The sequence below is a fragment of the Pseudomonas sp. UBA4617 genome (assembly GCF_002386445.1).
Taxonomy (GTDB): domain Bacteria; phylum Pseudomonadota; class Gammaproteobacteria; order Pseudomonadales; family Pseudomonadaceae; genus Aquipseudomonas.
Window position 1 is genome coordinate 40,509 of sequence record NZ_DGIR01000054.1, and the last position, 26,223, is coordinate 66,731.

A 26,223-nucleotide genomic window follows, 5' to 3' on the forward strand; every position below is an offset into this window, starting at 1 on the left:
TCGACGTGCTCTATCAAGGCATAGACCCTAGCGATTAGACGCCGCCGGCCTGCACGCCTAGGCTTGTGCTATCAGAAAGCTGCCGATAGCTCCGGTGAACAGCCAGCCCCGATGAAAAGCAAGCCTCCGCTCTGCGCGGCCTCGCCCTTGTCCATGCCCGCAGCCAGCAACACCTACGATTACGTCCAGCTCGACGACGCCAGACGCGACAGCACCCCCCTGGCCGAAGAAGTGGCCCTGGCCATCGCCTACAACGGCCTTAACCAGGCGGTCATGCTGGTCAGCCCCACCGACCTGGAAGACTTCGCGGTCGGCTTCAGTGTCGGCAGCGGTATTGTCGAAGGCACTGCCGAAATCTACGACTTGAAACTCTCCGGCAGTGGCTCGGCGATGTATGCCGACCTGGAGATCTCCAGCCGAGCGTTCTGGAACCTGAAAAACCAGCGCCGCCAGCTGGCCGGTACCAGTGGTTGTGGCCTGTGCGGCGTCGAAGCACTGGAACAGGCACTGCCGGAGCTGGCCGAGCTGCCTGGTGCCCCCTTGCCGCCCGCGCAATGGCTGGCCGGGCTGCGTGAACGCATCGATGCTTTCCAACCTCTTGGCCAGCATTGCGGCGCGGTACACGCGGCGCTGTTCATGGACCGCCACGGCGAACTGCTGCTCGGCCGCGAAGACATCGGTCGGCACAACGCCCTCGACAAGCTGATCGGCGCCCTCCTGCGTCAGGGCATCGACAGTCACGGTGGCCTGGCCATCGTCACCAGCCGTTGCAGCCTGGAACTGATCCAGAAGGTGCTGCGCGCCGGTATCCAGACCCTGGTCAGCCTGTCAGCGCCGACCGGCCTTGCCCTGCAATGGGCGCGCAAGCACAACCTCAATCTCATCCATCTGCCCAAGCACAGCGCACCGCGGGTCTACAGCCCCGCGGCGGAGTCGTAACAGTCGTGACCTCGTACCAGCACATCCCGGAAAACGCCCCAGCCTCCCCTCCTCGTTACAAGCCCTACCACGGCCCTGCCGGTGGCTGGGGTGCACTGCGCAGCGTGGCCAAGGCCTGGGTCGGCAGCGATAACGCGCTGAAGAACATTCGCGCACTGCTCAAGACCAACCAGAACGGCGGTTTCGACTGCCCCGGCTGCGCCTGGGGCGACTCGCCGGAAAGCGGTATGGTCAAGTTTTGCGAGAATGGCGCCAAGGCGGTGAACTGGGAAGCGACCAAGCGCCGCGTCGACGCGGCCTTCTTTGCCCGCTACAGCGTCACTTCGCTGCTAGGTCAGAGCGATTACTGGCTTGAATACCAGGGGCGCCTGACCGAACCGATGGTCTACGAAGCCCCCAGCGACCGTTACCTGCCGATCAGCTGGGATGCCGCCTTCGCCATGATCGGGCGCGAACTCAACAAGTTGGCGAGCCCTGACCAGGCCGAGTTCTACACTTCGGGCCGCGCCAGCAACGAAGCGGCGTACCTGTACCAGCTGTTCGTGCGCGCCTACGGCACCAACAACTTCCCCGACTGTTCGAACATGTGCCATGAGGCCAGTGGTGTGGCCCTGGCGCAAAGCGTCGGGGTGGGCAAGGGCACCGTCACCTTCGACGACTTCGAACACGCCGATGCGATCTTCGTCTGGGGCCAGAACCCGGGAACCAACCACCCGCGCATGCTCGACCCGCTGCGCGACGCGGTGAAGCGCGGTGCCCAGGTGGTGTGCGTCAACCCGCTCAAGGAACGTGGCCTGGAACGCTTCCAGCACCCCCAGCACCCGCTGGAAATGCTGACCAACAGCGACCGCCCGACCAACACCGCGTACTTCCGCCCAGCCCTGGGCGGCGACATGGCGATGCTGCGCGGCATGGCCAAGTTCATGCTGCAGTGGGAACGCGAAGCCCAGGCCAAGGGCGAACCGGCGGTGTTCGACCACGCCTTCATCGCCGCGCATGGCCATGGTGTCGACGATTACCTGGCGGTGGTGGACGCCACCCCGTGGCAACACATCCAGGCGCAGTCCGGCCTGCCCTTGGCCGACATCGAACTGGCTGCACGCATGTATTGCCGTGGCAGGCGGGTAATCATGTGCTGGGCAATGGGCATTACCCAGCACCGCCACTCGGTGGCGACCATCCAGGAAATCGTCAACCTGCAACTGTTGCGCGGCAATATCGGCGTGCCAGGCGCGGGCCTGTGCCCGGTGCGTGGGCATAGCAACGTGCAGGGTGACCGCACCATGGGGATCAACGAGCGGCCACCAGTGGCGCTGCTCGACGCCCTGGAAAAGCGCTTTGGCTTCCCCGTACCACGGCAGCATGGCCACAACACCGTCGAGGCGATCCACGCCATGCTCGATGGCCGGGCCAAGGTGTTCATCGGCCTGGGTGGCAACTTCGCCCAGGCGACGCCAGATACCGAGCGCACTGCCCAGGCGCTGCGCAACTGCGAGCTGACCGTGCACATCAGCACCAAGCTCAACCGCAGCCACCTGATGCATGGCAAGCAGGCGCTGATCCTGCCGTGCCTGGGGCGTACCGACATCGACCTGCAGGCCGATGGGCCACAGGCGGTAACCGTGGAGGACTCGTTCAGCATGGTCCACGCCTCCAATGGCCAGCTGAAACCGCTGTCGCCGCAGATGCGCTCGGAACCGGCGGTTGTCGCCGGTATCGCCGCCGCGACCCTGGGCAAGACCCCCGTGGACTGGCATTGGCTGGTGGCCGATTACGACCGCATCCGCGACCTGATTGCCGATACCATTACCGGCTTCAGCGGTTTCAACCAGCGCCTGCGCCAACCGGGCGGTTTCTACCTGGGTAACAGCGCCGCCAGCCGCGAGTGGAAAACCAGTACCAGCCGGGCCAACTTCAAGGCCAACCTGCTGCCCGACACACTGCTCGACGAGCGTGTACGCGCCAGCGGCCAACAGCCCGACCTGATCCTGCAATCGATGCGCTCGCACGATCAGTACAACACCACCATCTACGGCCTGGACGACCGCTACCGCGGTGTGCGCGGCCAGCGCGAGGTATTGTTCGCCAACGAAGCCGATATCCTCCGCCTGGGCTTCCAGCCAGGACAGAAGGTCGACATCGTGTCGTTGTGGAGTGATGGGCATGTGCGCCGGGTGCAGGGCTTCACCCTGCTGGCCTTTGACATCCCGGCCGGCCAGGCGGCGGCGTACTACCCAGAGGTGAACCCACTGGTGCCGCTGGAGAGCGTTGGTGATGGCAGCTACACGCCAACCTCGAAGTTCATTGCCATCAAACTGGAACGGTCGCAGAGCGACGGGCGTATTCTGTAGGAAATGTGTTGGCCTGTTCACGGGCGCGCCCGCGGAGAAGCCAGAAGCCCCCACCGGCAAAAACGAAAAAAGCCCTGTTCCAGTGCGGTTCAGGGCTTTGTCATAAAAGTCTCAGACAGTGAAAAATAGATAAAGTTTCACAGTAAATACAGCAACTTAGAGAATTGTGTACAACTCGTGTTACTCGTCGGATTTCCATTGCAAGGCATGCTTGTAAGCCTCAAATTCGCCTCGTCATCCCTATGAGGCTCTCTTGATGAAGAAGTACTCCTCGATATTGTTGTTGTCTTTCAGCTTGCTCAGCGGCGTTGCCATGGCAGGCGGCACCACCGAGGCCGGCATTGGCGGCGCATTGGGTGGGGTACTGGGCTCTGTCGTGGGCAACTCCATCGGCGGTAGCACAGGCGGCGCCATTGGTGCGGGTCTGGGTGGCGCAGCGGGTGGCGCCCTGGGCGCTGACAAACGCCAGCGTGGCGAAGCCGCAATCGGCGGCGCGCTGGGCGCTGCAGGTGGTAACGTAGTCGGTCGCTCGGTAGGCGGCACTACTGGTAGCTACATTGGCGCGGCAGCCGGCGGTGGTGCCGGTGGCGCACTGGGTAACTACCTGGGCAAGGAAGCAGACGAAGATGATTACCGCGATGGCCGCCGCTACCGTCGTGGCTATGATGACGACCGCCGTCACTGGGACCGTGGCCACCACTACGGCCACCGCAAGCACAAGCGCCACTGGCGCGACTAAAGCCTGGGGCCCTGCCCCGGCATTAAAAGCCCCGCCCCTGCCAGCGGGGCTTTTTCATGCCTGCTGTTCCAGCATGACGCCGGACAGGATCACCTGTAGCGTCTCTGGCAACGCTACAGGCCGGCCACTGGCGCGTTCGATGAACACCTGCACCACCGTCCCTGCCGCACAGGCCTCGGGCTCGCCCGGACGGAACAGCGCCAGGCGGTACTCCACCGTACTGCCAACCTGGCGCGTCACTCCCAACCCGACTTCCAGTACATCCGGAAAGCCCGGCAACGCATAGTAGTCCGCTGCGGAACTGACCACGAAAGTTGCCAGTTCGCCGTCGCGCAGATCCAGTTCGGCCTGTTCGACGAGGAAGGCCTGGATCGCGGTCTCGAAGAAGCCGTGCACGGTGGCGCCGGCGATGTGGCCGTTGACATCGTTGTCCTGCGGGCGGGTGAGGATGGGGTGGAAGTGGAAGAAGGCAGTGCGCTGAGGGGATTCGGTCATCTGGCTGGCTCTTGTCTTCGCGATGGATGCTGACAGTGAAACAGAAAAACCTGATTTGCGCTGCTTGTGCGGGCTTTTGGTAGTGGCGCGTGGCAGTCGGGAAGAACAAAAAAGCCGCCCCGAAGGGCGGCTTTTCGTTGCAACCGGCTGCAGCTTACAGCTGCGGACCAGCGGCCTTGATAGCGTCGGATACGTCGAACTTCTTGAAGTTCTCGATGAACAGCTTGGCCAAGCCCTTGGCAGCCTCGTCGTAGGCAGCCTTGTCAGCCCAGTTGGTGCGCGGGTTGAGCAGTTCGGTTTCAACGCCCGGAACAGCCTTCGGCACGTCCAGGTTGATGATGTCCAGGTGCTCGGTTTCGGCACCGACCAGTGCGCCGCTCTGGATCGCAGCGATCACCGCACGGGTAGTCGGGATGCTGAAGCGCTTGCCAACACCGTAGCCACCGCCGGTCCAGCCGGTGTTGACCAGGTAGACCTTGGAGTTGAAGCCGTTGATACGCTTGATCAGCAGCTCGGCGTATTCGCCAGCCGGGCGCGGGAAGAACGGTGCGCCGAAGCAGGTAGAGAAGGTCGACTTGATGCCGCCACCCGAACCCATTTCAGTGGAACCGACCAGCGCGGTGTAGCCGGACAGGAAGTGGTAGGCCGCCTGCTCGTTGTTCAGGATCGACACCGGCGGCAGAACACCGGTCAGGTCGCAGGTCAGGAAGATGACTGCGTTCGGCTCGCCACCCAGGTTCGCTTCGGAACGCTTGGCAACGTGCTCCAGCGGGTAGGCCGCACGGCTGTTCTGGGTCAGGCTGACATCGGTGTAGTCGGCGTGCTTGTTGGCGTCGAGAACGACGTTTTCCAGCACTGCACCATGCTTGATGGCTTTCCAGATGACCGGCTCGTTCTTCTCGGACAGGTCGATGCACTTGGCGTAGCAACCACCTTCCATGTTGAACACCACGCCCTCGCCCCAGCCGTGCTCGTCGTCACCGATCAGGTAACGGCTTTCGTCGGCCGACAGGGTGGTCTTGCCGGTGCCGGACAGGCCGAAGAACAGGGTCACGTCGCCAGCTTCGCCGATGTTGGCAGCGCAGTGCATCGGCAGCACGTCGGCAGCCGGCAGCAGGAAGTTCTGCACCGAGAACATGGCTTTCTTCATTTCGCCGGCGTAACGCATGCCAGCGATCAGCACCTTCTTCTGGGCGAAATTGATGATCACGCAACCGTCGGAGTTGGTACCGTCACGCTCAGGTTCGCAGACGAAGTTGGCGACGTTGAGGATCTGCCACTCGCCGCGGCCAGCCGGGTTGTACTGCTCCGGATTGATGAACAGGCAACGACCGAACAGGTTCTGCCAGGCGGTCTGGGTGGTCATCTTCACCGGCAGGTAGTGCTCGGCAGCCGCCCCTACGTGAACGTAGGAAACGAAGTGATCCTGGGCATTGTTGAACGCCTCGACGCGGTCCCACAGGGCATCGAACTTGTCGGCCGGGAACTTGCGGTTGATCGGGCCCCAGGCAATGGCGTCCTGGGTGGAAGGTTCTTCGACGATGAAACGATCAGCCGGCGAACGGCCAGTACGGTGACCAGTCTCCACGACCAGTGCGCCAGTATCGGCTAGTACGCCTTCACCGCGTTGCAGCGCTTCTTTTACCAGCTCATCGACACTCAGGTCGGTGTACACGGTGTTGTTGGCTTGCGTCATGAGATACCCCATCCGGCCCGAGGCCGAGTGCTCCAAACGTTTTGTAGTTGTCTCGAAAAAACTACTACAGCGAAAAAAGTGGCCGGATTATGCCAGAAACGCCCAAAAAAAGTAGGCCCCTCCTGTCAGAACTGCGCTTTTGCGCAATTCGGCAGGAGATTATCCTGTAGTTAAACGTTTCAGTGACGAGTTTCTGAGGCCGTGTCCGTGCCGCCACCGGCAAACAATTGCGCCACGTCACTGGCGTCGAAGAAATAGCGCTCGTTGCAGAACTGGCAATCGATCTCGACCTGCCCGCCGCACTCTTCCACCAACGCCTTGGCGTCTTGCTCGCCCAGACTGACCAGCGCATTGCCGGAACGTTCACGAGAGCAGCTGCAATTGAAGCGCAGCGGCTGGATGTCGAACAGGCGCACAGCATCTTCGTGGTACAGGCGGTGCAACAGGGTTTCGTTGTCCAGCGCCCATTCCTCGGCCTTGAGCGTCGAGGCCAGGGCCACCACGTGCTGCCAGCTTTCTTCACGCTCTTCGTCGTCGGGCTGGCGATCACGCGGCAGTTGCTGCAGCAGCAGGCCACGGGCCTTGCCGCCATCGGCATGCAGCCAGAAACGGGTATTGAGCTGTTGCGACTGCACGAAATAATTGGTGAAGCATTCCGACAGGCTGGCGCCATCGAGGTCGACGGTGCCCTGGTAGCGCTGGCCCTTGAGCGGGTCGATGGTCAGGGTCAGGTGGCCGTCTGGCATCAGCTGCGACAGGGTCGCGGTAGCCGGGATCTGGTCCGCTTCGTAGCGGGCCATGCCGCGGATGTCGCGGTTTCCGGAGCATTCGACCATCAGCAGCGGGATCGGCCCCTCCGACCGTGCCTGCAGCACCAGCAGGCCATCGAACTTCAGCGCCCCGACCAACAACGCAGTGGCGGCCATCAGCTCACCGAGCAGAGTCTGTACCGGCTGCGGGTAGTCATGACGTGCCAGCACCGCGGCGTAGCTGTCATCGAGAGACACCCACTCGCCGCGCACGTCGCGCTCGTCGAAGATGAAACGTTGGGTGAAATCGGTATCAGGCAATTCGCTCATAGGTTTTGGCTATCTGAAAATAATGACAAAATGGTTACAAGGGTTGTCGAAACACCAGCGAAAACCCCGTTATAGAGCGCTGCAGGTGCGCTCAGCTTCCTGTTTGCAATAGAGGCATTTTATGGACAATCCACCACTGTTCCAAGCAAGGTGGTCTTTCGGGCCATTGGCAGCCTGCACGCTGCTTCCCATCGCTCTACTGTGTTTCTGGTTATGGCCCGTTGGCCAGATCCTGTGCCTGACTTTCGACGAATGGCTGTTCCACAGCCTGAATGCACCGCTGGCCGATAACCCCACCTGGCGCTACATCTGGACGCTCGGTAGCCTGCGTCCGTTCGACATCGTCGTTGGCCTGATCCTGCTGGCAGTGCTGATTCGTGGCGACTGGGTATTCAAGGCAGCGCAGGTTCGCCAGGCCTTTTTCGGCTTTCTGGTAACGCTGATCCTTTTAGTGGTGATTCGCGCGCTGTTTTCCAAGTGGGTAAACGCAATGGGCTGGCAACACGATAGCCCGTCGATGGTATTCGACAACGTCGTGCACCTGAGCGATTACTACCCGGACCTGGAAAAGGCCTGGGAGCTGAAGGACCGCTCCAGCAACAGTTTCCCTGGCGACCACGCCTCGGTGCTATTGATCTGGGCGCTGTTCATGAGCGTGTTCAGCCGCCGCCTGCTGCAGTACCTGGTGATCTGGGGGTTGGCGCTGCTGTTCATGCTGCCGCGTCTGGTAGCTGGCGCCCACTGGGGGCAGGACGACTACATCGGCGGGCTGCTGATGGCGCTGCTGGCGTTGGGCTGGAGCTGCTTCACACCGCTGGCGGCCAAAGGTAGCGCATTGTTGGTGCGCTGGACGGGGCCATTGTTCTCGATCGCGGGCAAGTTACCGTTGGTCGGCCGCCTGGCGGTTATCCGCTAGCCCCTGGGGCCGCAAAGCGGCCCCTTTCAATCGAAACTGCCATGCAATTGGTGAATCTGCCGCCGCTGCTTCTTGGTCGGCCGACCATCGGTCGTCACCCCCATTGCTCCTGCCTTGCGCATTTCTGCCGCCTGCTCACGCCGGCGCACGCTGTCTTCGGTTTCCTCGTACAAGGTCTGCGCCTCCGGCGCCCCTCGCCGCACCACCGACAGTGCTTTCACCACCACCGTGCGCTCATCGAACCCAGTGCGCAGCACGAACTCGTCGCCCACCCGCGGCTCCTTGCCCGGCTTGCAGCGCTCACCCCGGCAATGCACCTTGCCGCTCTCGATCGCCGCCTTGGCCAGTGCGCGGGTCTTGTAGAAGCGTGCTGCCCACAGCCATTTGTCCAGGCGCACCTTGTCGTCGTCTTCGGCTTTTTGTGCCATCCCGTTACCTCGAACGCTGTGTTTCATCGAACTGTACTACCGTAACGAGCGGATGCAAAAAATCCCCGCCGTGCTTACAGTTCAACACCTCATCAGCAGGGTGCGTTTCGTGAAGACATTTGACCATTTGACTGTGATCGGCCTGCGCGAGTGGGTAGCCCTGCCCGACCTCGGCGTGGCCGGATTGCGCGCCAAGATCGACACCGGCGCCAGCACCTCCAGCCTGCATGCCACCGAAATCGAAGCGTTCGAGCGCGACGGCCAGCCCTGGGTCCGCTTCACCGCACACCTGGGCTCGGTGGTGCAGTTGCGCCATCGCCGCTGCGAGGCACCGCTGGTGACCATGAAGACCATCAAGAGCTCCAACGGCCAGGCCCAGACCCGCTATGTCATTCGCACGTCACTGGCATTGGGCGATGGTGTGTGGGAGGTGGAGTTCACCCTGGCCTGCCGCAAAAACATGCGTTACCGCCTGCTGCTGGGCTCCAAGGCACTGATCCACGGCCAGCTGGTGGTCAACCCCGGGCTGAAATACGTACAAGACAAACCGGCCTTCCCGGCCACCCTTTCCCCTGTCACAGGTGCTGCATGAAGATCGCTGTGCTGTCGCGCAATCCGCGTCTGTATTCCACCCGCCGCCTGGTCGAAGCCGGAACCCAGCGGGGCCACGAAATGGTGGTGATCGATACCCTGCGGGCCTACATGAACATTGCCAGCCACAAGCCGCAGATCCATTACCGCGGCAAGCCGCTGGAAGGTTTCGATGCGGTGATCCCGCGTATCGGCGCCTCGGTGACCTTCTATGGCTGCGCAGTGCTGCGCCAGTTCGAGATGATGGGCGTGTATCCGCTCAACGAGTCGGTGGCAATTGCCCGCTCGCGGGACAAGTTGCGCTCACTGCAGCTGCTATCGCGGCGTGGCATCGGCCTGCCGATTACCGGCTTCGCCCACTCGCCAGACGATATCCCCGACCTGATCCAGATGGTCAACGGCGCTCCGCTGGTGATCAAGGTGCTGGAAGGCACCCAGGGCATCGGCGTTGTGCTGTGCGAAACCACCAAGGCGGCGGAGTCGGTGATCGAGGCGTTCATGGGCCTGAAGCAGAACATCATGGTGCAGGAATACATCAAGGAGGCAGGCGGCGCGGACATCCGCTGCTTCGTGGTCGGCGACAAGGTCATCGCCTCGATGAAACGCCAGGCCAAGCCCGGCGAGTTCCGCTCCAACCTGCACCGTGGCGGGGTGGCCAGCCTGATCAAGATCACGCCGGAAGAACGCATGACCGCCATTCGCGCGGCCAAGGTGATGGGCTTGAGCGTGGCGGGTGTGGATATCCTGCGTTCCAACCATGGGCCGCTGGTAATGGAGGTGAACTCGTCACCGGGGCTGGAGGGCATAGAGGTGACCACCGGCAAGAACGTGGCGGCGATGATCATCGAGCATCTGGAGAAGAATGGCGGGCCTAATCAGACCCGGACCAAGGGCAAGGGTTGAGATTCCGGGGCTGCTTTGCAGCCCCGATAGTCACACGGCATTACGCGGCAGCAACAGTCCCAATGGCAACCTTACCCGCGCCTCGATCCCGCCCCCGGAGCGGTTGCGCAGCTCAACATTGCCGCCATGCTGCGCCGCGATCCGCTTGACGATCGCCAGCCCCAGCCCGGTGCCCTTGCCGCCGCGAGCCCGGTCACCACGAATAAACGGATTGAAGATGGTTTCAAGCTCCGACTCGTCGATCCCGGTGCCGCGGTCCAGCACGCTCAGCACCACGTATGGCGCGCTCTCGTCGCCCGACACATAGGCCGCCACCTCGACCCCCTTGCCGGCATGGTGCAAGGCGTTGCCGATCAGGTTGCCCAGCATGCGCTTGAGCGAAACCCGCCGCAGCGGAAACGGCGGAATCGGCTCCAGGCACAGGCGCACGCGTTCTTCCGGCTGGTTGTAAGGCGCCACCACCTCACGTACCAGGTCGGCCAGGTCAACCTCTTCGAGCGGCTCGTCACGGCCATCGCGAATGAAGGCGAGGAACTGATCGAGGATCGCATCCATGTCCTCGATGTCACGGACCATGTCGTCGCTCAGTTCGCTGTCGCTGTTCAACAATGACAGCGACAGGCGCAGGCGCGTAAGCGGTGTGCGCAGGTCGTGGGAAACTCCGGCAAGCATCAGCTCGCGCTCGCGCCCGGCCTGCTCGACATCCTCGGCCATCTGGTTGAAGGCCTTGTACACCTCGGTCATCTCGCTGGGCGTATCGCTGATCGGCAAGCGCACGCTGCGCCCCTGGCCCAGCAGGCGTGCGGCGAACACCAGGCGCTTGAGCGGCTGGTTCAGCTGGCGCACGAAGATCCAGGCCGAGGCGGTGGACAGCAGGCCGATGGCCAGGAACCAGCCCAGCACGTTCCAGATCTTCTGCCCCCGCAACGGGTGCGGGTACAGCGGCACTTTCAGCCAGCCGGGGCCCAGGCTGGGTGCGTTGACCCACAACGCCGGTGGCGCGTGAATACGCAGGCGCACCTCGGTGTCATCGCCCAGCTCGGCCTGCATCTGCCGCTGATAGATCTCACTGTAGGGCCAGTGTTGTTCGCCCTCAGGCACCCCAGAGCCGGTAACCCGGATAAGGCCTGCCGCTTCGGCGATCTTGTCGCGGTTTTCTTCGTCGGCAGCCCAGTAGGCACGCAAGGTCAGCGCGACACCGTGGCTGTACTGACGGTCGACCAGCACGTCCTCGTTCATCAACAGGTAGACCAGGGTCAGGGCCTTGGAGAACAGGACGACGATCAGCACCAGCCACAGCGTGCGGGCGAAGAAGCTTTGCGGAAACCACAGCGGTGTTTTCATCAATGGCGAGGGATCATTTGCCGGCGTTCCCGTCCGGCACGAACACGTAGCCCACACCCCAGACAGTCTGGATATAGCGCGGCTTGGACGGGTCCGGCTCGATCATGCGGCGCAGGCGCGAAATCTGCACGTCGATGGAACGCTCCAGCGCATCCCATTCGCGGCCACGGGCCAGGTTCATCAGCTTGTCGCGGGTCAGCGGCTCGCGTGCGTGCATGACCAGCGCCTTGAGCACGGCGAACTCACCGGTGGTCAGCATGTGCACCTCGTCGCCACGCTTGAGCTCGCGGGTGGCCAGCGACAGCTCGTAGTCGCCGAAGGTGACCGACTCGTCTTCACTGCCCGGCGCCCCTGGCACACTCGGGGCCTGGCGGCGCAGCACGGCCTTGACCCGGGCCATCAGTTCGTCCGGGTTGAACGGCTTGCCGAGGTAGTCGTCGGCGCCCAGTTCCAGGCCCTTGATGCGGCTGAGCTCGTCGCCCTTGGCGGTAAGCATGATGATCGGGATCTGGTTGTTCTGCTGGCGCAGGCGCTTGCATGCCGACAGGCCATCTTCACCGGGCAGCATCAAGTCGAGCACCACCAGGTTGAACACCTCGCGCTGCAACAAGCGGTCCATCTGCTCGGTATTGGGCACCGCACGGGCACGGTAGCCCTTGCTGGCGAAGAAACGTTCCAGCAGGCTGCTCAGCCCCGGGTCGTCATCGACGATGAGAATCTTTTCACCTTCAGCGGTGTTTGGCGTGCCGGTCATGAATTACTCCTCTGGTATCGCCGCGCATTATGGCGTAGCCATTGCTGCACGTTGCGTGAGCATTGTTAGCAGATTTTTCCCCCGGCGCCAGTTCCGGCTGGCCGGGCGCCATCACCGCAAGGCGTTTGCGATGGGTATAATGCGCGGCTTTCATCCAGCGCCGCCGGGCGAAAGGCCCACAGGCGGCGACCCCCGTATTCATAATGTCAGGTGGTTTACATGGACAGCATCAACAGCCGTATCGCCGAGGAACTGGGCGTACGCCCCCAGCAGGTCGAGGCGGCCGTGGGCCTGTTGGACGAAGGCTCGACCGTGCCCTTCATCGCCCGTTACCGCAAGGAAGTGACCGGTAGCCTGGACGATACCCAGCTGCGCCATCTGGAAGAGCGCCTGCGCTACCTGCGCGAACTCGACGAGCGCCGCGCCAGCATCCTGGCCAGCATCGAGGAGCAGGGCAAGTTGACCGCGGAACTGGCTCGCGAGATCAAGCTGGCCGACACCAAGACCCGCCTCGAGGACCTGTACCTGCCGTACAAGCAGAAGCGCCGCACCAAGGGCCAGATCGCCCTGGAGGCGGGCCTCGGCGAGCTGGCCGATGGCCTGTTCAACAACCCCGACCTGGCCCCGGAAAGCGAAGCCGCACGCTTCGTCAACGTCGACAAAGGCGTGGCCGATGTCAAGGCCGCACTGGAAGGCGCCAAGTACATCCTCATGGAGCGCTTCGCCGAAGACGCCGCCCTGCTCGACAAGCTGCGCAGCTTTCTCAAGCAGGAAGCGGTGCTCAGCGCCCGCGTGGTGCCGGGCAAGGAAGAGGAAGGTGCCAAGTTCCGCGATTATTTCGCCCACGACGAACTGCTGCGCAACGCGCCGTCGCACCGTGCCCTGGCGATCTTCCGTGGGCGCAACGAGGGCGTGCTGAGCGCGTCGCTCAAGGTTGGCGAAGAACTGCCCGGCACCATGCACCCATGCGAGCTGATGATCGCTAACTATGTCGGCATCGAGAACCGCGATCGCCCGGCCGACAAGTGGCTCGGCGAGGTGGTGCGCTGGACCTGGAAGGTCAAGCTGTACACCCACCTGGAAACCGACCTGTTCGGCGAGCTGCGCGACAACGCCGAAGGCGAGGCGATCAATGTCTTCGCCCACAACCTGCACGACCTGCTGCTGGCCGCCCCGGCCGGCCCGCGCGCTACTCTGGGCTTCGACCCGGGCCTGCGCACCGGCTGCAAGATCGCCGTGGTCGATGCCACCGGCAAGCTGCTGGACCACACCACGGTCTACCCGCACGCACCGAAGAACGACTGGGACCGCACCATTTCCATCATGGCCGCGCTGTGCGCCAAGCACTCGGTGGAGTTGATCGCCATCGGCAACGGCACCGCCAGCCGCGAAAGCGACAAGCTGGTCGCCGAGCTGGTCAAGAAGTATCCAGCGTTGAAGATCACCAAGGTCATGGTCTCAGAGGCCGGTGCTTCGGTGTACTCCGCATCGGAACTGGCCGCCCGCGAATTCCCGGACCTCGACGTGTCGATCCGTGGCGCCGTATCCATCGCCCGCCGCCTGCAGGACCCGCTGGCCGAGCTGGTGAAGATCGACCCGAAATCCATCGGCGTCGGTCAGTACCAGCACGATGTGTCTCAGGTGAAGCTGGCACGTGGCCTGGACGCCGTGGTCGAGGACTGCGTGAACGCCGTGGGTGTCGACGTCAACACCGCCTCGGTGGCGCTGCTGACCCGTATTTCCGGCCTCAACGCCACCTTGGCGCAGAACATCGTCGCGCACCGCGATGCCAACGGGCCGTTTGCAACCCGCGCGGCGCTGAAGAAGGTCAGCCGCCTGGGTGAGAAAACCTTCGAGCAGGCCGCCGGCTTCCTCCGCGTGATGAACGGCGACAACCCGCTGGACGCCTCCGCGGTGCACCCCGAAGCCTACCCGCTGGTGCAGCGCATTGCTGCCGATACCGGCCGCGACATTCGTTCGCTGATCGGTGACAGCAGCTTCCTCAAGCGCCTGGACCCAAAGCAATTCACCGATGAAACCTTCGGCCTGCCAACCGTCACCGACATCCTGCAGGAACTGGACAAGCCTGGCCGTGACCCGCGTCCCGAATTCAAGACCGCCACCTTCCAGGACGGCGTCGAAGACCTCAAGGACCTGGAGCCGGGCATGATTCTCGAAGGCGTGGTGACCAACGTCACCAATTTCGGCGCCTTCGTCGACATTGGTGTACACCAGGACGGCCTGGTGCACATCTCGGCGCTGTCGGAGAAATTCGTCAAGGACCCGCGTGAGGCGGTCAAGGCCGGCGACGTGGTCAAGGTAAAAGTCATGGAAGTGGACATCCCGCGCAAGCGCGTCGGCCTGTCCATGCGCATGAGTGACACCCCGGGCGAGAAGGTCGAAGGCAACCGCGGCGGCAACCGTGGCGCGGGCGCCAACCGCCAGCAGCAGGCGCCGCGCCAACGTGAAGCCGCCACTGCCGCCCCGGCCAACAATGCCATGGCCGCGCTGTTCGCCAACGCCAAGCAGTTGAAGAAGAAGTGATGGACGTACCCGGCGAATACGTCGAAAGCGCCTTCAGCCAGCTACTCGGTTGCCGCCTGCAACACCTGGACACAGGTGTTGCCAAGGTAGCCCTGGCACTCGGGCCGCATTTGCGCAACCGTGGCCGGAAGCTGCACGGCGGGGCCATCTTCAGCCTGGTGGACATTGCCATGGGCCTGGCTTGCTCGGCCAGCCATGGCTTTGACCAGCAAAGCGTGACCATCGAGTGCAAGATCAACTACATGCGCGCCGTCAGTGACGGCGAAGTGCTGTGCACCGCCCGCGTGCTGCATGCCGGGCGGCGCACCCTGGTGGTCGACGCCGACGTAGTCCAGGGCGACAAACTGGTGGCGAAAGCGCAAGGAACCTTCGCGGTTCTCTAGCCCACCAAGCGGAATGTGCGGTATTTTCAGCAGTGCGCTGGCACTGCTGGAACCGCGTAAACCAGGCGACAACGCCAGTTCCTTTCTTCCTACCCTTGTAGACCGTTATCTCTACCCCCATATTGGGGCGACTGACGCGTGAAGGAATACATCTTGAGCGACCTCCTCAACCGCCGCCTGAGCCTGCTCGGCGCCAATCTCCCCCTGCTCAAGCAGTGCCTGCACGGTATTGAGCGCGAATGCCTGCGTGTGACCGACGAAGGTCGCCTGGCCCAGACCCCGCATCCGCAAGCACTGGGGTCGGCGCTGACCAACGAGCAGATCACCACCGATTATTCCGAGTCGCTGCTGGAGTTCATCACCCCGGCCCTGCCCGACCCGGCCAAGGTGCTCGAAAGCCTCGAAGAGACCCACCGTTTCGTCTACAGCAAGCTGGGCGACGAATACCTGTGGAGCCCATCGATGCCGTGCACGCTGCCGGCCGAGGAAGACATCCCGATCGCCGAATACGGCAGCTCCAATATTGGCAAGCTCAAGCACGTCTACCGCAAGGGCCTGGCCCTGCGCTACGGCCGCACCATGCAGTGCATCGCCGGCATCCATTACAACTTCTCGCTGCCTGAGACCCTGTGGCCGCTGCTGCGCAGCGCCGAGGGCAGCAGCGAGAGCGACCGCGACTACCAGTCGTCGGCATACATCGCGCTGATCCGCAATTTCCGCCGCTACAGCTGGCTGTTGATGTACCTGTTCGGCGCCTCGCCCGCCCTGGATAAAGGCTTCCTGCGAGGCCGCCCACATCAGCTCGAAGAGTTCGACGCCGAAACCCTGTACCTGCCCTATGCCACCAGCCTGCGCATGAGCGACCTGGGCTACCAGAGCAATGCCCAGGCCGGCCTCACTCCGTGCTACAACAACCTGGCCAGCTATACCGACAGCCTGCGCAAGGCGGTCGGCACGCCCTACCCGCCCTACGTTGAAATCGGCACACATGTGGACGGCGAGTGGGTGCAACTGAACACCAACATCCTGCAGATTGAAAACGAGTACTACTCGAACATCCGCCCCAAGCGCGTCACCTACACCGGCGAGCGACCAATTCAGGCCCTGACCTCGCGCGGCGTGCAGTATGTGGAAGTGCGCTGCCTGGACATCAACCCGTTCCTGCCGGTGGGCATCGACCTGACCGAGGCGCGCTTCCTCGATGCGTTTCTGCTGTTCTGTGCCCTGGAAGACAGCCCGCAACTGGATAACGGCGAATGCGGCCAGTGCACCAGCAACTTCCTGACCGTGGTCAAGGAAGGCCGTCGCCCTGGCTTGGTACTGCGGCGCGATGGCCAGCCGATCGGCCTGAAGGACTGGGCCAGCGAGCTGATCGGGCGCATTCGCCAGTTGGCCGACCTGCTCGACCAGGCACATGGCGGCGACAAACACGCCAAGGCCCTGGAGGCGCAGCAGGCGAAGGTCGACGATGCCTCGCTGACCCCATCGGCCCAGGTGCTGGCGCGCATGACCGAGCACAACGAAAGCTTCGTCCAGTTCGCCTTGCGCCAGAGCCGTATCCACGCCGAGACCTTCCGCGAGCAACCGCTGCCGGTCGAGCGCCAGCAGGCCTTCGAAACCCTCGCCCGCGACTCGCTGGCCGAGCAGTCGCGCCTGGAGCAGCAAGAGGTCGGCGACTTCGACCTGTTCGTCGGCGCCTACCAGGCCAGCATCCTGGCGATCAGCAACTGATGACCCGCACGGCCACCCCGCGCAAGCCGCGCGCCAGCAGCCAGGCCAGGATCGAGGCGATCCTGGCAGCTGCACGCGAGCTGCTGGCCGAACAAGGGGTGGCAGCACTGTCGATCTACAGCGTGGCCGAGCGCGCCCAGATCCCGCCATCGTCGGTGTATCACTTCTTCGCCAGCGTGCCAGCGTTGCTGGAAGCGTTGACCGCCGACGTGCACCGCGCATTTCGCGAAGCCTTGAGCGCCCCGATCGACAGCCGCGCTTTCACCACCTGGCATCAGCTGTCGCGGCTGATCGAACAGCGCATGCTCGATATCTACAACGAGGATGCTGCGGCGCGTCAGTTGATCCTCGCACAGCATGGTCTGAGCGAAGTGGTGCAAGCCGACCGCCAACACGACATGGAGCTGGGCGAACTGATGCACAGCCTGTTCGACCGGCATTTTCAGCTGCCGACAATGCCGAGCGATGTAGATGTCTTCGCCCTGGCCATGGAACTGAGCGATCGCGTCTACGCCCGCTCGATGCAACTGTTCGAACAGATTACGCCACGCATGGCAGAAGAAGGGATGCGTGTGTTCGAAGCCTATATGTCGCTCTACCTACCGCCTTTCCTGCCGCTGCGCCGCACCGCCTGAGCCAATATACATCTACCGCCCGGCACACCCCCACGATCCTTTCAATGAGGCTCCAGCGCTCGCGCATCCTCATTGAGATCACCGTTCATGCAAACGTCAGAAAGCAGCCAGGCGGACATCGTCAAGGCACTGCCCCTCAGCGACATAGCCGTCATCGCCCAACAATTGGCCGGCAAAAGCAATCTACTCGTGGCCGCTCGGCAAACGCAGAAGCAAAGCGCCGAGCAACTGCGCAGCCTTTTCAGCCAAGCACCCACACTGCGCCACACCCTGCACAGCGCGCTGCAAGCGCACCTGCCGGTAGACCCCTACCAGTGCGGCCTGCACGACGGCAACCATCAAGTAACCATGCTGACCTTCGCCGCTCGGCTGATGGCCAGCCCGGTGTTCGCCAACCCTTTCACCACCTGGTCCACATGGGGTTTCGACAATTCTCCGGCACACGCCAGATGGACAGTCGCGGACTGGACATACCACCTGACGCCGATCGTGAACGCAGCAAGACTGCATGCTAGCGACGGTTACTGGGCAGGGCGAATGCCGGGTACAGCCGTCTCGCGGCAAAAGCATGCATGCGACCTGCTGCGTCAACATTTTTCCAGTAGCGTGGATATCGCATTCGGTATCGGCGAGCTGGACAGCCAAGATTGGCAGCAAGGCAAACAGCCTGAACTGTGCCATGCACAGGTGGAATGGCGCTTTCCAAGCGGGCGTAGGCTTATCAGCACCGCAGCACTGTCGATCTGTCCCCAGCCCAGCGATACACGCTGGTTGATCTACAGGCCCAGCGCCCCGAACACCGTGCTGTCGTTCGATAACCTTGAAAGCATGCGCGACTGGATCTTCCTGAACCGTTCCTGGTTCTGGTCGGATCCCGGCTTGCCGATTTCAACCGGCACGCGCGACAACGTTATTGTCACGAGGCTGCACGACGACGGCTTCAACGCGGCAATAGCGGAACAGCTGCTGCGGTTCCAGGAGGTTTCCGACCACCATCTGCTGCAGGCCTGCAAGCAAAGCGAAACCGCCCCACTGGACTGGAGCGACTTACAGCATTGGGAAGCCGAGCGTAGCGCGATCATACAAGCCTCTCTGTCTGCCACAGTCGAAGCCACCCTCGACGCGGTGATCGCAGCCGATATCGCACTTGCCGACGAAGAAGTCCACTTTGCCTGTCTGGAAGACCATACACCGATAGGCTGGCGCAACCAGTGTGTCGAGCACCAGGCAACACTGCTGGAACAGTATCTGGATGGGCAAGTTGAACCCGCTTCGGCCAAAGTAACGCTGTTGCGGGAAGGCCAGACCGCGTTGGACTTGCTGCAGGATTCGCTGGACACCTTGCTGCTAGAGCTTCCCGACCAGGTGACTGACGCCGAGCTGCTGGCAAGCAATGGTGAGCAAACCCGTGCAGAGCAGATCGCCCAAGGGTTATCCCAGGCCTTGCTGAAGGAGGCACGGCTGCAGAATGCGTTAGGCGACCTTTCAGCTACCCAACTGGACTGGGTCGAACAGCTCGTCGACAGGCCGGTGCCGAGCCTGCAACGCCATGTGCAGGTCAGTACCCTGGAACTGGTCGCCGGCGCCCATACGTGGCAGTTGCGGGGTTACATGACGTTCCGCGCCATGCTCATGGAAGACGAAGAACCCGAGGATGATACGCTGCTGTTGTACCGGCCCGGGCAATCTGGCGGCCTGATGGCCTTCAGGAATGAGGCGGAGCTCACCAGGCGCCTGCTGACAACCCTCCATGGCGCGTGGCCCGACGCCCTGCTCGAGTCTGCCCTGCCAACCGATACCTCACAGCTCTTCGAGGTGCTGGCCAACTCGCCAACGGTAACGCTCAGGTACCCGCCTGTCGTTACCCACTTCATGCAGCATTGCGTGCAATCCATCATCAGCGCACTCCCTGCCAATGCTACCAGGGAGCAGACCAGACGGCGCCTGTGCGTCAGTGAAAACCGCGCCAGGACCCGCGCCCTGGCACGCTTCGTAGAACAGAACCGCAGCAGCTATATCCAGCCGCGACTGACACCCTTGCAGCATCTTGGCAAAGAGCAGCTGACCGAACTGGCCAGCCAGGTCGGCACGCTGGAACGCTCTCTACAAGCCTCGGGCGAATTGCTCAAACTGAGCCTGCCACCGCGCCAGCAATTCGCGAGGTTCATGTTGCAGCAACACCTGCGCAGCGAATTCGACCTTCAGACAGTACCGCAGATTTCCCTCGACATCGCCGACAGCGTCACCACGAAAATGATTGTGACCGGCCAATCGGCACTGGGCGGGGCCGGGTCGAGAGAGGTAGCCGTATTCAGCGAGGCGCGCAGTGAGGTTCTCCTGGAATCATTCATGCTGAGGGCACTGGATGATGATGGGCGCCTGCGACTGGGCGACGCCACGGTCAAGTTCGAGCCGGCAAACAACCCACGTCTGCAGAGTGCGATTACCCCGGCCTACATCGCCAACCTGATCGAGCAGATGGACCTCGCGGGCAGCTATGAAAAACGTATCATCAACGCATATCTGGGGTTTGCCGAAGAGTCGCCTTGGCAGGTGCAGTGGCGCCAGGAAACCTACCGTACCCCGTACCAACATCGCTTGCGACTGCTGGTGCTTTCCAGGCCGACCAGCCTTGACGCCAATGGCCAGCGACTGTTGGAACAGTTCTGCCAGGAACAGGCCGATACCGTGACAGCCAGAACGATCGCCTATCATTCGGTGATGCTCAGACCTGGCGTGGCAGCAGACGGCTCAAGCGACAGTGTGGAGCTTTCTGCCATCTATGTCATAAAAGGCGCTACGGGTCCTGTGCTGCTGTATATGCCGGATGCCCCCAATGGCAAGGTCATCAGCCAGTACACAAGCTCCGACGAGGCTTGCCAGGCCCTGCAAACCATGGCACTGGACAACGAGATGGCCCGCTTTCTGGCGACCCGGTCCCTGTCTGGCGACCCCGACCACCATGAAAGCTACATCAATACTGCACTGCAAAAGAACTTCAGAGGCTTCATCGGGATTGGTCTGGCGCGCTCGGAATCGCTGCCGACGCATGAGTCTCACCTGGACATGGGCGAGCGCATCCGCGAACACCGCGCCACCTCACGCAGCCAGGCCGACCTGGCGCTGAGTGCAACCGACACCTTCGATCATTATTTTTTCAAAGGCTTGAAACTGGCGCTCAGCTTCTTGCCGGGCATGGGCACGGCCATCGCGCTATACGATGGCTGGCAGGCGGCGAATGCGGCCGTCTGGGCCTTCGAGACGGGCAATGTGGACGAGGGCCTTCAACACCTGACCAGCCTGCTGCAATCATTGACCGATGCCATCCTCACGCTCGCGCCCTTGGCCTCCACCGTTGCCAGACCTGTGCCGGCGGCGCGCCTGTTGACCCAGCAGCGCCAACGCGCTGGCGGCCTTCGACCTGTGGCCAGTATGCGCAAGATGCCCCCCAACCCATTCGCCGGTTATGAGGTGGAGTTGCCGACCGGCCCAATGGTGCGCTCCACGCACCCGCAAGGCGCGGGGGTATTTCAACATGTAGAAACCCGACAACATTACATTGCGCGGAACAACGTATGGCACGCGGTCGAGTGGGACCCGACAAACGCTACCTGGCGTCTCACCCCTCAGGGTATTCGCGCCTACCGTCAAGCAGTGCGGCTGAGTGATCAGGGTATATGGGACACCCCTGGCAGGTTGAGCGGCCTTCTGGTCGACAACGGCCTGGCGGGTGGCGGCGGTGCACTCACTACCCTCTACAACCATGGCGTAGCGTACTGGCGCATGGTGCTTCGGCGACAACCTCCACGGCTGACCGGCATGGCGCTCGCACATGACATCAACGACGAACTGAAACGCATCGTCATACGCCAACGTGCCAAGGAGGCGGCCTACAACACAGCCAAACGCCAGGCTGGCGAAGGCGTACAACTGACCGCTGCGCAAAAGGCAGAGATCGTCAAGGCACGCAAACAACTGAGCGATGAACTGCAACGCAATATCGAATTCAACTCGCGCAGCATTGCCCGCCTCAGAGAGCATCGGGCAACGTTGAGCAGGGCGGACTACACCCGGTTCACTGCACTGTGCGAGGAGAACATCAGCGAAATGATCGTGCTCGAGATGCATCTGGTGTCCGACCGATTCATCATGGCCACGAACCAGGTACGGTTGGCCATCAATGCAATCCAGGCCCTGCCTGGGCCCACAGCCCCCACCGCACTGGTAATGCGCCTGACACAGGACTCGCTGATGGCAAACCGGGAAATGATCGCTACCTTGCGAGAGGTAGAGCATTTGGCCGTCCGCCATCACGCCAGACGCAATGTCTTGCAGGGCAGCGCACTGGCCAAGTACCTGCGGAAAGTGGACCAAACGGGTTTGCGGCTTGATGTGGCCAATGCCCAACTGGTTCAGGCTTCTATTCTCTCCTCGACACTGTTCAAGACAAGCGCCGTCGAGCATTCGCAAATGAACGCATTCATGGCGCATTTCCATGAACAAGGTGTTGCGTTGCGCAGCACTCTCTACAGTCACCTGCAGATGCCCAATGCCGGTCTCACCCGAGGCCAGGAACGCATTTTCCTGACCAGCGCGCAAAGCCATTACAAGCGTTTTCTGAACCATGTCACGGCATGGGAAGACAACTTCCAGGACTTGCTGTCACCCAGTGAGACCGAGGCTCTCCGCCAGTTGCTACGGCAGTTTGTCGAGGAAATCGAAAATACCCTCGGCAACGCCAACGCAGCCCGGCCCCGCCCGACCGCTCAACCCGGCCGTGGCACCAGCCGACCGCGCTTGTTCGAAACAGTGGACGGGCCACTGATCGGGGAACAGTTCGTGGAACGCGGGCAGACGCGCATGCGCATCAACCAGCCTAACTCCGATCAGCCCCATACTGTCTATGCCATGAACGAGGCAGGTCGCTGGCAAATAGCCGCGCCACAACGCGCAGCGCCTGCCCAGTCGATGTCGAGCCTGGTAAAAGCTGCCACTGCTCGCCTGGACGACGTCCCGAGACAGCAGGCCAGGCTACGCCAGTACCAGACGCCGCAAGCGCTGCCTGTCGATCTGGAAGACATCGCCGAAGGGCACGCGCAGCAGCTGCGCTTCATCGCCGCCAGTATTCGCGAGAAAGCAGGCAACGCAATGACCGCCGGGCAAACCGCCTTGACGCAGAGCCTGGAAGCCGCCGCCGAGCAGATGCAGACGCTTGGCCGCCAGTTGCGCATCGCCCAGACCAAGGCGACCAGCAAGCCTACCGTGGGTTACCTGCAATACCTGCTTGACCAGCAGGAAGTGGAAATTGCCTGGTCGCGTACCTTGAGCCCGAAGCTGGACCGCAAGGGCAGACCGATCGAGTATTTGGAGGAATACAGCATCCTCGATCGGAGCACCCGGCAGGTATTGTGGTATGCGCACTTCCACTTCCGGCAGAAACCGGCACAAGGCTTCACACGGTTGGAAGCAGGTCACCTGAAACTGGCGAGCGAACGCGACCTGGGCGATGGCGCGTGGCGAGGCAGCATGACCGAGACGCAAGCCACCACGCTTTTTGGTGGCCTGCGGCCGGCCAGTTGATCCTGCGTCATCACCTGGTCTGCCTGACAGACCAGGTGATGACCGCTTACAGCTTGGCGATAGACACTTCGGTCGACTTCACGAAGGCAATGACTTCACTGCCCACTTGCAACTCAAGCTCGCGTACGGAGCGGGTGGTGATGACCGAGGTCACGATACCCGAGGCGGTCTGCACGTCGATTTCCGACAGTACCGGGCCTTCGAGGATTTCTTTCACGGTGCCTTTGAACTGGTTGCGAACGTTGATGGCTTTGATGGTCATGCTGTAATTCCTTCTCTTGGTTTCTGGGGTTCAGTGCGCCCAACGCAGTTGCGTGGGCAAAGGGGCGACAGGATCCGGCTCGGGCGCAGCGCCCGGAGCCGACAGAACACGGTTGAGCACCTCGCTCTCCAGCGCGGCCAGGCGGTGCGAGCCACGCGCCCGGGGCCGTGCCAGGTCGACAGTGAGGTCGAGCCCGACCTCGCCGTCCTCGATCAGGATCACCCGGTCAGCCACGGCTACCGCCTCGCTGACGTCGTGGGTGACCAGCAGCACGGTGAAGCCGTGCTGCCGCCACAGGCGTTCGATCAGTTGCTGCATCTCGATACGGGTCAGTGCATCCAGTGCGCCGAGCGGCTCGTCCAGCAGCAGCAGGCGCGGCTGGTGGATCAGCGCCCGGGCCAGGGCCACGCGTTGCTTCTGGCCACCGGAGAGCGCTGCCGGCCATTCGTTGGCGCGGTCGGCCAGGCCAACGGCTTCCAGGGCTTCCAGCGCACGCGGGCGCCAATCGCCGGACAGACCCAGGCCGACGTTGTCGATCACCTTCTTCCACGGCAGCAGGCGCGCGTCCTGGAACATCAGGCGGGTTTCTTCGCGGGCCTCCTCCAACGGGGCGGCGCCAGCCAGCAGCTGTCCTGCCGAGGGCTGGTCGAGGCCGGCCAGCAAGCGTAGCAAGGTGCTCTTGCCACAACCGCTGCGACCGACAATGGCGACAAACTGGCCAGCCGGGATATGCAGCTCGATGCCCTTGAGCACTTCGCGCTGGCCGAAGGTCTTGCGCAGGCCGCTGGAAGCCAGCGGGATGCCACGCAACAGGCGTGGCGGCTGTTCCTTGAGCACAGTCATGCGCCCCCCTTCTTGGCCACTTGATAGGCCGGGTGCCAGCGCAACCACACGCGCTCCAGGCCCCGCGCGGCAAGGTCGGCAAGCTTGCCAAGCACGGCGTACAGAACGATGGCCAGTACCACCACGTCGGTTTGCAGGAATTCCCGGGCGTTCATCGCCAGGTAACCAATACCGGCGTTGGCCGATATGGTTTCGGCAACGATCAGAGTCAGCCACATGAAGCCGAGAGCGAAACGCACGCCGACCAGGATCGATGGCAAGGCACCCGGCAGGATCACCTGGCGGAACAGGCTGAAGCCGGACAGGCCATAGCTGCGCGCCATCTCCACCAGAGCCGGGTCGACGTTGCGGATGCCGTGGTAGGTGTTCAGGTAGATCGGAAACAGCGTGCCCAGCGCGACCAGGAAGACCTTCGCCGACTCGTCGATACCGAACCAGAGAATCACCAGCGGGATCAGCGCCAGGTGCGGCACGTTGCGGATCATCTGCACCGAGCTGTCGAGCAAGCGTTCGCCCCAGTTCGACAAGCCGGTGATGAAGCCCAGTACCAGGCCGATGCTGCCGCCGATGACGAAGCCCAGCCCGGCCCGCCAGCCACTGATGGCCAGGTGAGACCAGATCTCGCCGCTGCGCACCAGCTCCACGCCTGCGTTGACCACGGCGCTGGGCGCCGGCAGGATGCGCGTCGACAGCCAGCCGGCGCTGACCGCCAGTTGCCAGGCGGCCAACAGCAGTACCGGCAGCGCCCAAGGCGCCAGGCGCTGGCCAAGGCTATTGGAAGTTGCACGACTCATGGCCTGGCCCTCAGCTTTGCGCAACGGACTTGGGCAGGATGTCGTTGGCCACCATCTCGCCGAACGGGCTCACGTAGCCGCCAGCACTGGCTTGCTCCGGGCGCTGCACATCCAGGTGCGGGAACAGCAGCTCGGCCACCCGGTACGACTCTTCCAGGTGCGGGTAACCGGAGAAGATGAAGGTGTCGATGCCCAGCGCGGCGTATTCGTTGACCCGCGCCGCAACGGTCGGGCCGTCCCCCACCAGCGCGGTACCGGCACCGCCACGCACCAGGCCGACGCCGGCCCACAGGTTGGGGCTGACCTCCAGCTTGTCGCGGTTGCCGTTGTGCAGCGCCGCCATGCGCTGCTGGCCGACCGAATCGAAGCGCGCCAGCGAGGCCTGGGCGCGGGCGATGGTGTCGTCGTCCAGGTGCGAGATCAGCTTGTCGGCGGCGGCCCAGGCTTCTTCGTTGGTTTCCCGCACGATTACGTGCAGGCGGATGCCAAAGCGCACTTCGCGGCCCTGGGCAGCGGCTTTCTCACGCACCTGGGCGATTTTTTCCGCGACCGCGCTGGGCGGCTCGCCCCAGGTGAGGTACAGCTCTACCTGCTCGGCAGCCAGGTCCTGGGCGGCTTCGGAGGAGCCGCCGAAATACAGTGGCGGGCGTGGTTGCTGGATCGGCGGGTACAACAGCTTGGCACCCTTCACCTGGATATGCTTGCCATCGTAGTCGACCACCTCGCCTTCCAGCACCTTGCGCCAGATACGAGTGAATTCCACGGACGCCTCATAGCGCTCCTGGTGGTTCAGGTGCAGGCCGTCCCCGGCCAGTTCGTCCGGGTCACCGCCGGTCACCAGGTTGAACAGCGCGCGTCCATTGGACAGCCGGTCGAGGGTGGCCGCCTGGCGAGCCGCCACGGTCGGCGAAATGATGCCGGGGCGCAGGGCGACCAGGAATTTCAGGCGCTGGGTCACCGGGATCAGCGACGCGGCAACCAGCCAGGAGTCCTCGCAGGAACGCCCGGTAGGGATCAGTACGCCACCGAAACCGAGGCGGTCGGCCGCCTGGGCGATCTGCTGCAGGTAGCCGTGGTCGACAGCGCGGGCGCCATCAGCGGTGCCCAGGTACTTACCGTCACCATGCGTGGGCAGAAACCAGAAAATGTTCAGGCTCATTGGAGTTGTCTCCTCAAGGGGGGCTCAGCCAGGGCAAGGCCCCGGCGCGGCAAGTCA

The 26,223-nt window shown here is 62.9% G+C and carries 20 protein-coding genes and 1 pseudogene; 11 read left to right on the top strand and 10 right to left on the bottom strand.

Annotated elements, in window-relative coordinates:
- Positions 1–111: 111 nt before the first annotated feature.
- The 3 genes from fdhD (at position 112) to B4L76_RS22615 (ending at position 4,029) form a co-directional block, all read left to right on the top strand.
- On the top strand, positions 112–939 hold the full coding sequence (gene fdhD / locus B4L76_RS22605) for a formate dehydrogenase accessory sulfurtransferase FdhD (protein ID WP_296235307.1): 828 nt from the start codon (positions 112–114) through the stop codon (positions 937–939).
- A 5-nt stretch (positions 940–944) separates the two neighbouring features.
- A complete protein-coding gene (locus tag B4L76_RS22610) occupies positions 945–3,290 on the top strand; it encodes an FdhF/YdeP family oxidoreductase (protein WP_296235308.1) in 2,346 nt (781 codons plus the stop codon).
- A 256-nt stretch (positions 3,291–3,546) separates the two neighbouring features.
- On the top strand, positions 3,547–4,029 hold the full coding sequence (locus tag B4L76_RS22615) for a glycine zipper domain-containing protein (protein WP_003255803.1): 483 nt from the start codon (positions 3,547–3,549) through the stop codon (positions 4,027–4,029).
- A 54-nt stretch (positions 4,030–4,083) separates the two neighbouring features.
- Here the strand turns inward: B4L76_RS22615 and B4L76_RS22620 are convergent, their stop codons facing one another.
- The 3 genes from B4L76_RS22620 to hslO form a co-directional block, all read right to left on the bottom strand.
- Complete coding sequence (locus B4L76_RS22620) at positions 4,084–4,524, bottom strand: acyl-CoA thioesterase (protein ID WP_296235309.1); 441 nt, start codon at positions 4,522–4,524, stop codon at positions 4,084–4,086.
- Between the two features lie 154 nt (positions 4,525–4,678).
- A complete protein-coding gene (locus B4L76_RS22625) occupies positions 4,679–6,220 on the bottom strand; it encodes a phosphoenolpyruvate carboxykinase (protein WP_170027823.1) in 1,542 nt (513 codons plus the stop codon).
- 179 nt (positions 6,221–6,399) lie between these two features.
- The gene (gene hslO, locus B4L76_RS22630; RefSeq protein WP_296235310.1) at positions 6,400–7,299 is read right to left on the bottom strand and encodes an Hsp33 family molecular chaperone HslO; all 900 of its coding nucleotides are present in this window, start codon (positions 7,297–7,299) and stop codon (positions 6,400–6,402) included.
- Positions 7,300–7,420: 121 nt separating this feature from the next.
- On the opposite strand from hslO, the gene B4L76_RS22635 reads away from it, so the two are divergent.
- A complete protein-coding gene (locus B4L76_RS22635; RefSeq protein ID WP_296235311.1) occupies positions 7,421–8,215 on the top strand; it encodes a phosphatase PAP2 family protein in 795 nt (264 codons plus the stop codon).
- Positions 8,216–8,241: 26 nt separating this feature from the next.
- Here the strand turns inward: B4L76_RS22635 and B4L76_RS22640 are convergent, their stop codons facing one another.
- Positions 8,242–8,643 (bottom strand): RNA-binding S4 domain-containing protein, encoded by a 402-nt coding sequence (locus B4L76_RS22640; RefSeq protein WP_296235312.1) that lies wholly within the window; start codon positions 8,641–8,643, stop codon positions 8,242–8,244.
- A gap of 109 nt (positions 8,644–8,752) precedes the next feature.
- Between B4L76_RS22640 and B4L76_RS22645 the strand changes: the two genes are divergently transcribed.
- Both B4L76_RS22645 and rimK read left to right on the top strand, forming a co-directional pair.
- Positions 8,753–9,235 carry an ATP-dependent zinc protease gene (locus B4L76_RS22645; protein ID WP_296235313.1) on the top strand — a complete coding sequence of 161 codons (483 nt, stop codon included), beginning with the start codon at positions 8,753–8,755 and terminating at the stop codon, positions 9,233–9,235.
- Entirely contained in the window at positions 9,232–10,137 is a 906-nt protein-coding gene (gene rimK / locus B4L76_RS22650; protein WP_013970455.1) for a 30S ribosomal protein S6--L-glutamate ligase, read from the top strand. The genes B4L76_RS22645 and rimK overlap by 4 nt, the downstream gene beginning before the upstream one ends.
- 30 nt (positions 10,138–10,167) lie before the next feature.
- Here rimK and B4L76_RS22655 read toward each other — a convergent pair whose 3' ends face one another.
- Together B4L76_RS22655 and ompR are read right to left on the bottom strand one after the other, a co-directional pair.
- Positions 10,168–11,481, bottom strand: coding sequence for an ATP-binding protein (locus tag B4L76_RS22655; RefSeq protein ID WP_296235314.1), 1,314 nt, complete (start codon positions 11,479–11,481; stop codon positions 10,168–10,170).
- Positions 11,482–11,494: 13 nt separating this feature from the next.
- Entirely contained in the window at positions 11,495–12,235 is a 741-nt protein-coding gene (ompR, locus tag B4L76_RS22660) for a two-component system response regulator OmpR (RefSeq protein ID WP_170027818.1), read from the bottom strand.
- A 219-nt stretch (positions 12,236–12,454) separates the two neighbouring features.
- Here ompR and B4L76_RS22665 point away from each other — a divergent pair, with 219 nt between their 5' ends.
- From B4L76_RS22665 to B4L76_RS22685, 5 genes are all read left to right on the top strand, one after another.
- The gene (locus B4L76_RS22665; protein WP_296235315.1) at positions 12,455–14,779 is read left to right on the top strand and encodes a Tex family protein; all 2,325 of its coding nucleotides are present in this window, start codon (positions 12,455–12,457) and stop codon (positions 14,777–14,779) included.
- Positions 14,779–15,162: a PaaI family thioesterase gene (locus B4L76_RS22670; RefSeq protein WP_296235316.1), complete on the top strand. Its 384-nt coding sequence runs from the start codon at positions 14,779–14,781 to the stop codon at positions 15,160–15,162. The genes B4L76_RS22665 and B4L76_RS22670 overlap by 1 nt, the downstream gene beginning before the upstream one ends.
- 153 nt (positions 15,163–15,315) lie before the next feature.
- The gene (gene gshA, locus B4L76_RS22675) at positions 15,316–16,893 is read left to right on the top strand and encodes a glutamate--cysteine ligase (protein ID WP_296235317.1); all 1,578 of its coding nucleotides are present in this window, start codon (positions 15,316–15,318) and stop codon (positions 16,891–16,893) included.
- Complete coding sequence (locus B4L76_RS22680) at positions 16,893–17,528, top strand: TetR/AcrR family transcriptional regulator (protein ID WP_296235318.1); 636 nt, start codon at positions 16,893–16,895, stop codon at positions 17,526–17,528. Before gshA ends, B4L76_RS22680 begins: the two co-directional genes overlap by 1 nt.
- Before the next feature lie 87 nt (positions 17,529–17,615).
- Positions 17,616–23,108 carry a dermonecrotic toxin domain-containing protein gene (locus B4L76_RS22685; protein WP_296235319.1) on the top strand — a complete coding sequence of 1,831 codons (5,493 nt, stop codon included), beginning with the start codon at positions 17,616–17,618 and terminating at the stop codon, positions 23,106–23,108.
- A 46-nt stretch (positions 23,109–23,154) separates the two neighbouring features.
- Here the strand turns inward: B4L76_RS22685 and B4L76_RS22690 are convergent, their stop codons facing one another.
- From B4L76_RS22690 to ssuD, 4 genes and pseudogenes are all read right to left on the bottom strand, one after another.
- Complete coding sequence (locus B4L76_RS22690; protein ID WP_003255829.1) at positions 23,155–23,370, bottom strand: TOBE domain-containing protein; 216 nt, start codon at positions 23,368–23,370, stop codon at positions 23,155–23,157.
- A 30-nt stretch (positions 23,371–23,400) separates the two neighbouring features.
- Positions 23,401–24,238, bottom strand: a pseudogene (ssuB, locus tag B4L76_RS22695) (aliphatic sulfonates ABC transporter ATP-binding protein).
- On the bottom strand, positions 24,210–25,007 hold the full coding sequence (ssuC, locus tag B4L76_RS22700) for an aliphatic sulfonate ABC transporter permease SsuC (protein WP_296235321.1): 798 nt from the start codon (positions 25,005–25,007) through the stop codon (positions 24,210–24,212). Before ssuC ends, ssuB begins: the two are co-directional and overlap by 29 nt.
- A gap of 10 nt (positions 25,008–25,017) precedes the next feature.
- The gene (gene ssuD / locus B4L76_RS22705) at positions 25,018–26,166 is read right to left on the bottom strand and encodes an FMNH2-dependent alkanesulfonate monooxygenase (protein ID WP_296235322.1); all 1,149 of its coding nucleotides are present in this window, start codon (positions 26,164–26,166) and stop codon (positions 25,018–25,020) included.
- Positions 26,167–26,223: the final 57 nt, after the last annotated feature.